The sequence below is a fragment of the Chryseobacterium sp. CFS2 genome, assembly GCF_036543225.1.
Lineage (GTDB): Bacteria > Bacteroidota > Bacteroidia > Flavobacteriales > Weeksellaceae > Chryseobacterium > Chryseobacterium culicis_A.
Window position 1 is genome coordinate 61949 of record NZ_JAZHQU010000003.1, and the last position, 12738, is coordinate 74686.

Consider the following 12738-nt stretch of genomic DNA (forward strand, 5'->3'; position numbering starts at 1 on the left):
AATCTTAGAAATTGTTATGGCATTAAAACCGTATCTATTACATGAATTACTCCGTTAGATTGGTTCACATCAGCAATAGTCACTTTGGCACTGTTTCCTTTTGCATCTTTAATGTAAAGGTCTTTTCCTTTGGTCCAGAATGTAAGATCCTCTCCCTGTACAGTTTTCATCATGCTTTTTCCATTTCCTGCTTTTACAGCAGCCCAGATTTCTTTTGCACTGTATCTTCCTGGTAGAACGTGATAAGTAAGGATGCTCGTAAGTGTTGCTTTGTTCTCAGGTTTTACAAGACTTTCTACTGTTCCTTTCGGAAGTTTTGCAAAGGCAGCATCTGTAGGTGCCAATACAGTAAAAGGACCTGCTCCCTGTAATGTTTCTACCAAGCCTGCAGCTTTTACTGCTGCAACAAGGGTTTTGTGATCTTTAGAGTTAATAGCATTTTCAATAATATTTTTGGATGGATACATTGGAGCTCCTCCCACCATTACTGTTTTTTCTTTCATCGTTTGTGCAGTTACCTTTCCGCTGAAAGCAAATGATAAAGCTACCATTGCTAAAACTGTGATTTTTGACTGTGTGTTCATTGTGTTGATTTTTTTATTAATTATATTTAATATGTGTCTTTAATGTCATTTACGAGGTTGGTTTTATTTTAGATTGAAAAAAAATAAAATAAATTACAATTGATTGATTTTCAGTTAATTATTTTTACCTGGAACAAATTCAAGACAGATAGAATTCATACAAAACCGTTTTCCTGTAGGTTTTGGACCATCATCGAAGACATGTCCCAAATGAGAATCACATCTTCCACATAATACTTCTGTACGTTCCATATGATAAGAAGTATCTTTTCTGTATTTAACACTGTTTTTACGGATAGGTTGATAAAAGGAAGGCCAGCCGCAAGTAGTGGCAAATTTGGAAGTTGAAATGAAAAGAGGGTTTCCACAGACAGCACAATAATAGGTTCCCTTTTCATCAAATTCATAATATTTACCGGTAAAAGCAGTTTCTGTATCTCCTTCCCTTGCGACCTGATAGAGTTCAGGTTTTAAAATCTTTTTCCATTCACTATTGCTTACTTTCAGTACATTTTCTGCAGTGTGGGAGTAATAAGGATTTTTATTTTTAAAAAGTGTACTTTGTGCATTACAGGTTCCGAAAAATAGTGCCATGCAACAAGTGAATATTGTTTTTGAAGCTAACGTTTTCATATTTACTATTTTTTAATTATTTTCTTAAAATCATGTACGATATAAAAGTTGAGATAGATTTTTTTGGGAATATGTTTTATTTTATTACATTTGGATAGAAAAATAAATACTATTAAAACAACCTATTCTGAAGAGGAACTTATCGTTTTACTAAAAGAAAAAAACGAAAATGGTTTTCATTATCTGTATGACCACTATTCTGGTGCGCTGTACGGAATTATTCTTCGAATTGTTCAGTCTAAAGAATATACTGAAGAAATTATACAGGATGTTTTTGTTAAAATTTGGAACTCTATTCATCAATATGATGCTTCAAAAGGAAGGTTTTATACCTGGATGATCAATATTGCCAGGAATACTGCTATCGATTATTTAAAATCAAAAGCATTCCAGAACGAACTTAAAAACCAATCACTTCCGGATTTCGTATATAATACTGCAGAGCTTTCAACAACGAATAATTCTTCCGATTATATTGGATTTAATAACGTACTTGAAGGTTTGGAAACAGACAAGCAGGAGCTTATTGATCTTGCGTATTATCAGGGATATACCCAACATGAAATATCCGAAAAACTGAAGATACCGCTGGGAACGGTAAAAACGAAAATGCGGAATGCATTGATGAAATTAAAAGATTTGCTAAAAGATTATCAATAAATTGAACACTAAAGAATACATATCATCCGGAATTATAGAATCTTATATTCTTGGCCATGCTTCTCCTGAGGAAGCAGGGATTTTGGAGTGTGTGATGAAGAATAATGCTGAAGTAAAGGAGGCTTTTGAAGAAGCACAAAAGACTTTGGAACATCTTGCTACAGCACAAGCTGTAACACCTCCAAGCGAGTTGAGATCTAAGATCTGGAATAAGATTCAACAGGAACAGAATGTTGAAGAAGTAAGTCCTACTCTTTCAACAAATATTCCTGAAATTAAAGATCATAGAGAAACCACTGAAAGAGTGGATATTCAAAAGAATACCAATTGGAAACCCTATGCAATAGCGGCTTCTTTATTGTTTCTGATCAGTGTTGGCGGAAATGTGTTCATGATGAATACGCAATCTTCTGATAAAAAGGAAATGGCTTTACTGGCTGCTGATAAAAAGGCTCAGGCTCAGGCTATGGAACGAATGAATCTGAAGATTGATATGTTCTCTAATCCTGATATGCAGATGGTGATGCTGAAAGGGGTTGAAAAGCATACAGAAGCCAAAGCAATGGTTTTCTGGGATAAAAAAACAAAAGAAGTTTATCTGAATGCCGAAAAACTTCCTAAAGCTCCTGAAGGAATGCAGTATCAGCTTTGGGCAATAGAAGACGGAAAACCGGTAAATGCAGGAATGTACACGGAAGATAAAGACAGCAGAATTGCTTTGGCCAGTATTCCTCAAGCGCAAGCTTTTGCCATTACTCTTGAAAAAGAAGGTGGAAGTGCGATTCCTACCATGGAAAATATGTTTGTAATGGGAGAAATCTAAAATCTCTTACGCACAAAAAAACAAGGCGGACACAATCAATCCGCCTCGTATCTCCCAAATAATTGAATATGAAAAAAAATATGAATGTCTATATTAAACAGGCTTTCAGCATCAGATCATGCAGGTCTGTATTTTTAATGAAAGGCTGTAAAAGTTCGTTTCCAGGGCCATAGGCTGCCACTTCCACATAATCTCCGGAATGGTCCATACTGATCCATCCTACAGAATTTCTGCTTTTCTGAATTTCTGAATACAGTTTAAAGGGCAGTTTTTTATAATTATAAAGTCCTTCTTCCTCTTTCTCAAGCCTGTTGTAAAAACTCAGCATATGCTTGGCCTCCTCATCATTCAGAACAATTTTGTTGCCCTCATAAATCCAGTCTTTAATATCTTTTACCGAATGCTCTTTCTGAATCTTGTTCAGAATATATTCATTGGTATATTGATAGTCTGAAATACTGTTAAAATTCTTGGTGGCCTCTGTTCCATAAATCGTTCCGGGGTTGGCATTTCCATGGTCTGTGGTAATAATCACGAGGGTATTTCCATCTTTTTCAGCAAAATCTATGACTGTTTTTACAGCTTCATCAAACGCCAGCTGATCGTGTATCAACGCTGCTACATCATTGGCATGGGCTGCCCAGTCTACTTTTCCTGCTTCTATCTGAAGGACAAAACCTTCGGGATGATCTTTCATCTGATGGATGGCTGCATGAGCCATTTCAGCCAGCGTTGGTGTATTTTTGAATTCCTGGAGATGAGCTCTGTCAATACTATAAGGTAATGCACCTGTATTGAAAATACCCAGCAGTTTCTCTCCTTTTCTGATTTCTTTCAGATCATTTTGTGTTTTTAGAATCCGGTATCCTTTTTTACGATAAACAGAATAGAGATCTTTTTTGTCTTCTCTTTTGGCAGGGTTGAAAAACTCATCTCCTCCTCCCAACAGTACATCAAGTTCCAGATCAGCATACATTTCAGCAATTTGAGGTTCAGCATTTCTTCTGGAAGAATTCACACAGAATCCGGCAGGAGTAGCATGAGTAATGGTTACAGAGGTTACACAACCTGCTTTCTTTCCTGCTTTTTTATATTGCTGCCATATGGGAAGATGTTTCTCTCCGTTAGCTCCCATGTTCAGTGCTCCGTTTTTTACTCTGATTCCTCCACCGAATGCTGAGCTTGCGGCCGCAGAATCTGTAACAATAGAACTTGCTGAAGCGGTATCCATCAAAGCGCGTGTTACTTTCTTCTCATGATACAAATTGAACCAGTTACTTCCCTTTCCTAAAATATTCCGTGAATAAAGGTCTGCCATTGAAAGCGTTCCGAGGCTCATTCCGTCACTAATCATAAAAATGATATTCTTTGCTTTACCTGTCCCGGATTTTTCGTTATTTTTCCCGAAGCTCCAGAGATCAGACGGTGATAAGGTCAATAATCCTGAAAGTATTGCAGATCCTTTTAGAAATTTTCTTCTGTCCATATTGTTTTGAAATAATGCTGTAAGTTATTGTATTTAGTGTTTTACTGAAACTTTGTTGCATTAAATAAAGGTTAATTTTAAATGTTCTTGGGAAACGGATCTTCAAACATCATATCCTGATCAAACATTTCTTTTTCCTTATCATTAATGAGGCAGTGTTGCAGATGTAATGACATTTGATCTTTATCCAGATTCTGCCCGATAAACACCAGTTCATTGATTCGGTCTCCCCAGTTTTTATCCCATCTGCTTTCTATAAATTTTTGATTTTCTGCAAATGAAGAATATTGTACCCTTTGATTCAAAGGCATGCTGCACCACCATACACCCGCCTTTTCAAGACGAAAAGATCCTCCTGCCTGGGAAAAATTCAAAGCATCATTGGGTCTTGAAGCCAGCCAGAACAATCCTTTAGCTCTGATTGCTCCTTCCGGGTATTGCTGGTTCAGGTATTCCCATAATCTTACGGGATGAAAAGGTCTCTTATCCCTGAAAACCATTGAACTTATTCCGTATTCTTCAGTTTCAGGAGTATGATGTTCAGACTGTAATTCCTTTTGCCAGCCTGCTGAAGATTGTGCTTTATCAAAATCAAAAAGCTGTGTATTCAAAATCTTTTGAGGGTCAATTTTCCCGAATTCAGAATGGAGAAGAACTGCATCCGGATTCAGTTTCTTTATGGCAGCTGTTAAAAAGCCAAGGGTTTCAGCATTGATAAGATCTGTTTTGTTTAAAATAATCACATTGGCAAATTCAATCTGGTCGGTAAGAAGATTAACAATAGTTCTGTAATCCCCTTCCATATCTGTAAGGTCACGATCCGTCAGCATTTCATTAGAACCGAAATCATGCATAAAGTTGAAACAATCTACCACCGTTACCATTGTATCTACATAACTGAACTTGGAAAGATCGATTCCGCTCTCTTCATCCACATACGTAAAGGTCTGGGCAACCGGAATAGGCTCACTGATTCCTGTACTTTCAATAAGGAGATAGTCGAAACGGTTTTCATGAGCAAGGCGTTCTACTTCTACCATAAGATCTTCCCGGAGTGTGCAGCAAATGCATCCGTTACTCATTTCCACCAGTTTTTCTTCTGTTCTTGAAAGGGTATTTTGATTTTCAACAAGGCGGGCATCAATATTAACTTCACTCATATCGTTCACAATAACCGCTACTTTTAAGCCCTGTTTGTTGTGCAGAATATGGTTTAATAATGTCGTTTTTCCCGCTCCCAGGAAGCCACTGAGTACAGTTACAGGAAGTTTTTTAGTCATGTTTTTAATGTTTATGATTTTTAAAATTGATGATATGACCTGTAATTAAACCTGCTGCTCCTACGTAGATCAGAGGAATATGTACTTCAAACAGGAGATCTGTGAGTACAGAAATAAAGATAAGAGCAATAGATATCCAGAATAAAAATTTCAGCCAGCGCTTCTCCATTTTGTGGGTTACCCTGAATACGACAACTACACCAATAGAAAGGAAACCCAGATCAATATAGGGATTGTGTGATATTCCCAATGGAACAATCAGTAATAATGGAAAGACAATACAATGAATCAGGCATAAAACAGCAGCGGAGATTCCTACAGCATCAAGAATTTTTGATTTCATAATAGTATGGATTAATTTTCTTATCGTAACTTTGTTGCAAAAGTAGAAATAAAAAATTAAATAACGCAACTTTGTTGCATTAAAATATGAAACAGGTCAGAAATACTCATGCCAAAACTGAAATTTTAAACCTTATTAATGGTTCAGATGTAGCTCTTACCCACTCTGATATTCAGAAAAAACTGGGTGATTTGTGCAATAGAGTAACCATTTACAGGGTGCTGGAAAGGCTTGAAAACGAAGGCGCTATCCACAAGATTGTCAATATTGACGGAGTGGTAAATTTTGCAAAGTGCAGTGGCAAATGCAGTCATGAACAGCATTTTCACAATCATGTTCATTTTAACTGTAAAGAATGCCATTCTGTAACATGCATTGAAAATGCTATTCCGGAAATCAGTTTACCGGAGCATTTTATCGCACAGGAATACAATTTTATTATCAGCGGGATTTGTCCGAAATGTGCTGACGCTTAAAAAAGCAAAAAGGCAGAAAAGCGTATTCGCTCATCTGCCTTTTTACCTTTGTTTGCTGTTATAAGGAAGAGATATAGACTTCTATTTTGGTCCCGTCATAATTGAAGGTTCCATCAGAATTCTTTTTACCTAATACCCATTTCATATCTACAGGCACAGTCCATGCAGATCCTAACGAAAAACCGTTTACAGATCTTATTTCATTTCCGTTTCCTGTAGTAATTGCTGAATGAAAGAAGGTTTTATCAATAAGTCTGTAAAAACCAATGGCTTTTCCTCCGGGAATGGGTGAATATCCATCCCATTTTTCTCCTGCAGGATAATTAAACAGAGTTAACCATTTTTGTCCTGCTGATTCTGCCAGCTGAGTAGGGCTTATTCTGGCACCACGCATATATAATGCATAGGCTACCACATCATGACATACTCCACTGTTGTATTTCGAAATATTCTCTTCCCCAGAGAGAATAGCGTGGGCAACGGGTGCCCTTTCGGTTAGGGATAGCTGAGCCTTCCTGGCTCCTTCCGGTGTGATAAATGACATATTATACTATTTTGTTTTGGTAGGGTAAAGATACAGCTTTAAATTTAATCACCCTTGTAGGAAAATATAGATAGAGTTTTAGAAAATACGAATAGATAATATTTTAGGTTTGGGCTAAAGCCATTGGACTTTATATTTTTTTATTAAAACGGGCTAAAGCCCGTTCCTATTGAATATTTGTAATTTGTACATCAATGGAAGTGGGCTTTAGCCCGCTTATTTTATGGTTTGCGATGATCCAAAGTTTAATGTAAATATCGTTTTGAGAAAACCTCCTAATTTTAGATTTAAAAATAATTTAGCAATAGAACATGCATTCATAGCTGAAAAGTTTGCCATCTTTAAAGGTGAAAATGAAAAGGCCTGCATCACTATTCTGAATGTGATATTCATGGGGTGAAGAGATCCAGCGGGTAGACAGCATATCACCAAAACGGTTAACAAAATCCTTTTCATTATAATTGGAATCAATACGTTCATTTCCGAGAATTACAGCTTCACCATTGCTAAAAGACATTTTATAGATACTTCCGGAAACTTTTCCTTTATATTCTTCAAAGGCAACAATGGTGTTTGGGGTTCTGTAAAAATATTGAGGTTCCCAGCCACATTCAGGGGTATTGGGAATATCTTTCACTTTCTGCATGTCCAGCTGTTTTACCTGAGCTTCTGTAATTTTTCCGTCAAAAAGTTGAGTGTCTTTCCATGTAAAATGCAGGTTCAGTGCTTTAAGTTTTTTTTCATAAGCTTCCGTTCCCGGTTTTTTTGCCAATTGATCAGCCAGAAAGCGTTCAAAGTCGATATCTATTTTAGGATTTTCTACGCCGGCATTGGTATAAGATTCTTTCCAGTAATTCAAGGCCTGCTTCAGGTTTTTGTCCTCCAGCCATGCCATTTCACGTAATCTTCCCACCTGTGTAAGTTCCTTTTCCTTATTTTTTCCTTTCACTGCAAGATATTCTTTCAGAACTTTTTCATAAGTAAGTTCAGCACCGAGATATTTCATTTGAATATATTCAGGGTTTTCATGGAAATGATCTCCAATATATACCCAGCCATCCTGATATAAAGGGACATAATCAATACACACCAGCTCATTTAAAGCAGCTCTTCGGATGGCGGCACTTTCTGTGGCAGGAGCTTTTCTTACCCGTAATTCAGACACCTGTACATAATAGTGTGGACACTGATATCCCTGTGTTCCTCTATAAAAATACTGAACAGGTTCACCCGAAGATTTCTTGCCACGCATGGATTTTAATAAAGGCTGACGATCTATAAACCCAATATCACCATTACTTACCTGTACTTTATATTGGGTTTGGGTAGAATCCAGAAGGTAAACAGGAGCTTCGGTAGAAAATATTCCCAGAAGGTCTTTATCATTCCCATTTTCACGATAGAGATGTCCCCATTCGGAGGTATAAACAGGATGCTCACCAGGTTTTTGAGCCATGATAGAATAAAAACAGCAATGAATAATGCCGGCTCCTAATAGTATCTTTTTCAACATATTGTAATTTGGACAAACCTAATATTTCCCTTTTTTGGAAAAGAGTTTGCTATTGTTAAAAGGTTATTTCCTTCAAAAATACTGAATAATGAAGGACATTCCTACTCTTATTGTTATTCAGAATGGGTATAAATTCCATGCTATTCACCTGTTTCCATTGGGTAGCGCCAATAAAAATACTATTTTTATCGGCCAAAAAAAGTAAAGACTCATTATGCCGACTGATGCTTCTCATAAGCTGATTCCGATGACCACTTTCGTGCTTGAATATTATTCTCACGAAGGATATGCCGATCTTCAGATTTTGAATCTGATGAATAATTATGCCAATTTCTTAAAGAAGCGTTTGACTCTTGGAATGTTTGTTCCCGTAGACCGTAAAGGAGATATTCTGAAAGAGCCTAAAAACTATTCTGAATGGAAATCTCTGGATCATAATGACGGGAAAAGAACAGATGTTGCCGGATTTGAAGAATACGCGGAATATCAGAAGGCTGAGCAGAACTGCATGTTTGAAGGTTTTAAAGTAGATTATAACGGCTATTCAAAAGTGCGGATTATAGCTTCATATGATCCTTCTATTGAATTATCTTTTAATAAAAATGATCTTATTCCTTCAGGATTTAACGATGTAGAATCCCTTACTGTTTTTGATGACATCTTTTTAACATCCAGTGCATTAAAAGCAATCGGAATAAAAAGATAAAACTGTATTTGTTTGCTAATCAATCACTTTTCTATTGATCTCTTTTTGAACTCAGAAGGAGACATTTCTTTATATGCTTTGAATATTTTATTGAAATGACTGGCATCATTAAAACTTAGCTTATCTGCTATCTCACTGATGTTGTAGTGGCTTTGGAGTAAAAGTTTTTCCGCTGTTTTTATTTTATGCTGCATAATATGCTGTTGTATGGAGAAACCAGTCTGCTTTTTAATATAGATGCTGATATAATTGGGGGAAAGCATAAACTCTTTGGCAAGATTCTCAATTTTCATTTTATTGGCATCCAGGGCATTGACATTGATATAATACAATATCCTTTCAATTCTGCTTAGATTTTGGGTAATCCAGTTTTTGGTGGTGGCAGTATTCATCGTATTTCGGATGAGAATGGTAATGATCCCTGAAAAAAGATCGCTGGTAATCTCTTTATTATAGGTGTTTTTATGACTGAACTCGTACAGGAGAATTCCGGCAAGCTGTAACAGGTGTACTCTATCTGTTTTACTTTTAATTACTGATTCGTAAACGAAAGAATGATCTTCCATCAGAAGTTGAACAACCTTTTTAAGTTCATTCTTTTTATTAGACAAAAGGTTTTCCCAAATATACTGTTCTGTAAATTTTATATAAATAAACTTTGTTTTGCTTTTAATAGAAAACTCATGGCCATCACTGGGTCTTAAGAGAAAAACATCTCCTTTTTTGTATGGAAAAGTAATATTGTTGAGATGATGAAACCCTTTCCCGTTTTCTATAATAATCAGTTCATAGAAATTATGATTGTGATATTCAACATCCCAAATTTCTTTTTCAATACTGAAAACATTAAAAGAATTGAAATTAACGATTCGTTTCATCTAAGAATGGATTTTTACAAATTTACCATTAATTTTTACAATACAAACTGATGGGCTATTCCTCAATTTTGTCCTATCAATACATTCAACATGAAATACATAAAACAATCGGTATTGTTGCTTGCCTCAACAATTGTTTTGATGTCTTTTTCTGATCGTCAGAATAAAGATAAAAGAGAGAAAAAGGAACTGCATGAAACAAAGGTTTCCACTAAAAAACACTGGCCTAATGGGGCTCAGCTGGTCATTTCTGTTTCTATGCAGTTTGAAACAGGTGGCCAGCCGGAAGGAGCAGAAAGTCCGTTCAGTGGAACACCTCTTCCTAAGGGACAACCGGATCTTCCGGCGGAAAGCTGGTACCGTTATGGTGGGAATGAAGGCATTTACCGGATGCTGGATTTATGGAAAAAATACAATATTAAAGTAACGTCTCATGTAGTGGGAACGGCAGCGGAAAAATATCCCGAAGTCGCTAAAGCCATTGCAAACGGAGGGCATGAAATTGCCGCTCACGGTATTTCCTGGGACAATCAATGGAATAAGAGCTATTCTGATGAATTGAATTTTGTCAAAGAAGGCGTCAATGTGGTTGAAAAGATCACAGGGAAGAAAGCTGTTGGTTATAACGCTAATTGGCTCAGAAGAAGCCCGAATACCCTCAAAGTATTACAGGAGCTGGGCTTTTTGTATCACATAGATGATGTAAGCCATGATGAGCCCTTCATTACCAAAGTAAAAGGTAAAAATTTTGTAGTGATTCCTTATACATTGCGTAACAATGATATTGTCAATATCGAAGGAAAGCACTGGAGTCCGGATCAGTTTCTGGCTCAATTGAAGTTTGAGTTTGATCGTCTCTATGAAGAAGGTGCTTCTAAAAGAAGAATGATGAGTATCAGTTTTCATGACAGAATCGGTGGAACTCCGGCAATGGTGCACGCCATGGAAGAATTCATTAAATACACCAAAGAAAAACAAGGCGTAGTCTTTATGAGAAAAGATGATATCGCCAAAATGGTAATGAATGATCCCGATACTCCGGTTGATAATAGTGAAGAAAAGTTTAATAAGTAAGGAAGCGGGAAGCTGGAGGAAGGAAGTTATTAAGGTCTTCAAAAACAAATTACAGTTCCTTAAGACAGTAGAATGAAACTACCGTATAAAACTTCCAGCATCTAGCTTCCAGCTTCCAACCAAAAAAATACTCTATGAATACAAAAACAGCCTATTTTTTCCTTCGTGTTTCGATGGGAATAAACCTTTTAGGACACGGATTGGTCCGATTGGTAAAATTACAGGACTTTGCCTCAGGAATGATGAAAGGTTTTGAAACAAGCTGGCTTCCACAGCCATTGGTACAGCTCTTTGGGATAACGCTCCCCTTTTTGGAATTTCTCATCGGATTATTGCTGATGATTGGTTTTAAAACCCGAATTGCCACCATAGCTGGAGCTTCCCTCATCATCCTGCTGCTTTTTGGAAGCAGTACCGTTGAAAATTGGGAAGCCATGGGAATTCAGATGATTTATGCAGGTTTATTTTACATTCTGATCAGCAGAATTGAAGATAATTATCTGGCACTGGATAGAAAAAATTAAACCAAGCTAATGAAGCAGTGAAGGCTGGAAAAGAAAAGGAAACAAAGAGAAATAAAGAATAAATTATTCATCGTTGCGATCTTTACTTTTCCGGTTTTTTTTGTGACTTCAGAGATTATGTTACAACTTTCATGAATTCAGCTACTCTATTTTTATCATTATGCCCGAATTTTGTATCAGAAATAAAAGCAGCTGAAAATATTCTGTTTATTTTCAATGCAATATCTAACCCTCAAAATAAAAAATGATGCAAACGATATTAGGTGCCAATGGACAGATTGGCGAAGAACTGGCAAGAGAACTGGCAAGAAATTATACTTCAGATATCCGTATTGTCAGCAGAAATGCTAAAAAAGTAAATGCTACAGATCGTGTTTTCTCAGCAGACTTATCAGACAGAGAAAAAGCAATAGAAGCCGTGAAAGGAAGTGAAATTGCTTATTTTACCCTTGGACTTCCCATGGATACCGTTCTTTGGGAAAAACAATTCTCAGTAATATTAAAAAATGTTATTGAAGCCTGTAAAATCAATGAAACGAAGCTGGTATTTTTTGATAATACCTATATGTACCCTCAAAATAATGAGGTTTTAACGGAGCAGACTCAATTTGCTCCTGTAGGCAGGAAAGGAAATGTAAGAAGAGAAATGGCGGAAATGCTTTTGAAAGAGATGAAAGCCGGAACCATAGAAGCCGTCATCTGCAGAGCTCCTGAATTTTATGGTCCCGGGAAAACTCAAAGTATTACCAATAGTCTTATTTTCAATGCCATCAAAGAAGATAAAAAGCTGAAAGTTCCTTTAAGAGATGATAAATTACGAAGTCTGATCTGGACACCTGATGCAAGCCGTGCTACCGCTTTAATCGGAAATACTCCCGATGCTTATGGACAAACCTGGCATTTGCCGGTAGACGATAATAAGTTAACCTATGAAGAATTCATTGCATTGACTTCTCAGATCTATGGGAAAGAATTCAGGTATGCCGTAATCCCCAATCTGGCTTTTACCATAGGATCTTTCTTCAATAAAAATGCAAAAGAATTGAAGGAACTGCTTCCAAGATATCAATATGATAATCTCTTTGACGATTCAAAATTCAGAAAAAGGTTCCCGGAATTTAAGGTAACTCCCTACAGACAGGGAATTGAACAGATCAAAAAAGAACAGCTATCAGCAAAATAATACGGTTAAAATAAGTAACTTAGAAACACCA

15 protein-coding genes are annotated in these 12738 nt (G+C 36.6%); 7 read left to right on the top strand and 8 right to left on the bottom strand.

Annotated features, from left to right (window positions below):
• Positions 1 to 14: 14 nt before the first annotated feature.
• Both ODR02_RS07105 and msrB read right to left on the bottom strand, forming a co-directional pair.
• Positions 15 to 584, bottom strand: a complete 570-nt coding sequence (locus ODR02_RS07105; protein WP_209784364.1) for a fasciclin domain-containing protein — start codon at positions 582 to 584, stop codon at positions 15 to 17.
• Positions 585 to 698: 114 nt separating this feature from the next.
• The gene (gene msrB, locus ODR02_RS07110) at positions 699 to 1178 is read right to left on the bottom strand and encodes a peptide-methionine (R)-S-oxide reductase MsrB (RefSeq protein WP_245169872.1); all 480 of its coding nucleotides are present in this window, start codon (positions 1176 to 1178) and stop codon (positions 699 to 701) included.
• Positions 1179 to 1307: 129 nt separating this feature from the next.
• Between msrB and ODR02_RS07115 the strand changes: the two genes are divergently transcribed.
• Positions 1308 to 1877, top strand: coding sequence for an RNA polymerase sigma factor (locus tag ODR02_RS07115; RefSeq protein WP_228421627.1), 570 nt, complete (start codon positions 1308 to 1310; stop codon positions 1875 to 1877).
• A 1-nt stretch (position 1878) separates the two neighbouring features.
• Positions 1879 to 2700 carry an anti-sigma factor gene (locus tag ODR02_RS07120; protein WP_309511964.1) on the top strand — a complete coding sequence of 274 codons (822 nt, stop codon included), beginning with the start codon at positions 1879 to 1881 and terminating at the stop codon, positions 2698 to 2700.
• Positions 2701 to 2788: 88 nt separating this feature from the next.
• Here the strand turns inward: ODR02_RS07120 and ODR02_RS07125 are convergent, their stop codons facing one another.
• The 3 genes from ODR02_RS07125 to ODR02_RS07135 form a co-directional block, all read right to left on the bottom strand.
• Positions 2789 to 4186, bottom strand: a complete 1398-nt coding sequence (locus ODR02_RS07125) for an alkaline phosphatase (RefSeq protein WP_309511965.1) — start codon at positions 4184 to 4186, stop codon at positions 2789 to 2791.
• 77 nt (positions 4187 to 4263) lie between these two features.
• The gene (locus ODR02_RS07130; protein WP_309511966.1) at positions 4264 to 5466 is read right to left on the bottom strand and encodes a GTP-binding protein; all 1203 of its coding nucleotides are present in this window, start codon (positions 5464 to 5466) and stop codon (positions 4264 to 4266) included.
• 4 nt (positions 5467 to 5470) lie between these two features.
• Positions 5471 to 5809: a MerC domain-containing protein gene (locus ODR02_RS07135; protein ID WP_209784369.1), complete on the bottom strand. Its 339-nt coding sequence runs from the start codon at positions 5807 to 5809 to the stop codon at positions 5471 to 5473.
• 86 nt (positions 5810 to 5895) lie between these two features.
• On the opposite strand from ODR02_RS07135, the gene ODR02_RS07140 reads away from it, so the two are divergent.
• A complete protein-coding gene (locus tag ODR02_RS07140; RefSeq protein ID WP_114820230.1) occupies positions 5896 to 6285 on the top strand; it encodes a Fur family transcriptional regulator in 390 nt (129 codons plus the stop codon).
• A 58-nt stretch (positions 6286 to 6343) separates the two neighbouring features.
• On the opposite strand, the gene ODR02_RS07145 is transcribed toward ODR02_RS07140, so the two are convergent.
• Positions 6344 to 6829, bottom strand: coding sequence for a hypothetical protein (locus tag ODR02_RS07145; RefSeq protein ID WP_209784370.1), 486 nt, complete (start codon positions 6827 to 6829; stop codon positions 6344 to 6346).
• A gap of 298 nt (positions 6830 to 7127) precedes the next feature.
• The gene (locus ODR02_RS07150) at positions 7128 to 8342 is read right to left on the bottom strand and encodes a hypothetical protein (protein WP_309511967.1); all 1215 of its coding nucleotides are present in this window, start codon (positions 8340 to 8342) and stop codon (positions 7128 to 7130) included.
• A gap of 214 nt (positions 8343 to 8556) precedes the next feature.
• Between ODR02_RS07150 and ODR02_RS07155 the strand changes: the two genes are divergently transcribed.
• The gene (locus ODR02_RS07155) at positions 8557 to 9048 is read left to right on the top strand and encodes a hypothetical protein (protein WP_105682267.1); all 492 of its coding nucleotides are present in this window, start codon (positions 8557 to 8559) and stop codon (positions 9046 to 9048) included.
• Between the two features lie 23 nt (positions 9049 to 9071).
• Here the strand turns inward: ODR02_RS07155 and ODR02_RS07160 are convergent, their stop codons facing one another.
• Entirely contained in the window at positions 9072 to 9926 is an 855-nt protein-coding gene (locus ODR02_RS07160; protein ID WP_309511968.1) for an AraC family transcriptional regulator, read from the bottom strand.
• A gap of 90 nt (positions 9927 to 10016) precedes the next feature.
• Between ODR02_RS07160 and ODR02_RS07165 the strand changes: the two genes are divergently transcribed.
• The 3 genes from ODR02_RS07165 (at position 10017) to ODR02_RS07175 (ending at position 12707) form a co-directional block, all read left to right on the top strand.
• Positions 10017 to 11000 carry a polysaccharide deacetylase family protein gene (locus ODR02_RS07165; RefSeq protein WP_309511969.1) on the top strand — a complete coding sequence of 328 codons (984 nt, stop codon included), beginning with the start codon at positions 10017 to 10019 and terminating at the stop codon, positions 10998 to 11000.
• Between the two features lie 134 nt (positions 11001 to 11134).
• Positions 11135 to 11524, top strand: coding sequence for a DoxX family protein (locus ODR02_RS07170; RefSeq protein ID WP_309511970.1), 390 nt, complete (start codon positions 11135 to 11137; stop codon positions 11522 to 11524).
• Between the two features lie 247 nt (positions 11525 to 11771).
• Positions 11772 to 12707 (top strand): NAD-dependent epimerase/dehydratase family protein, encoded by a 936-nt coding sequence (locus ODR02_RS07175; RefSeq protein ID WP_309512340.1) that lies wholly within the window; start codon positions 11772 to 11774, stop codon positions 12705 to 12707.
• The last annotated feature ends 31 nt before the right edge of the window (positions 12708 to 12738 follow it).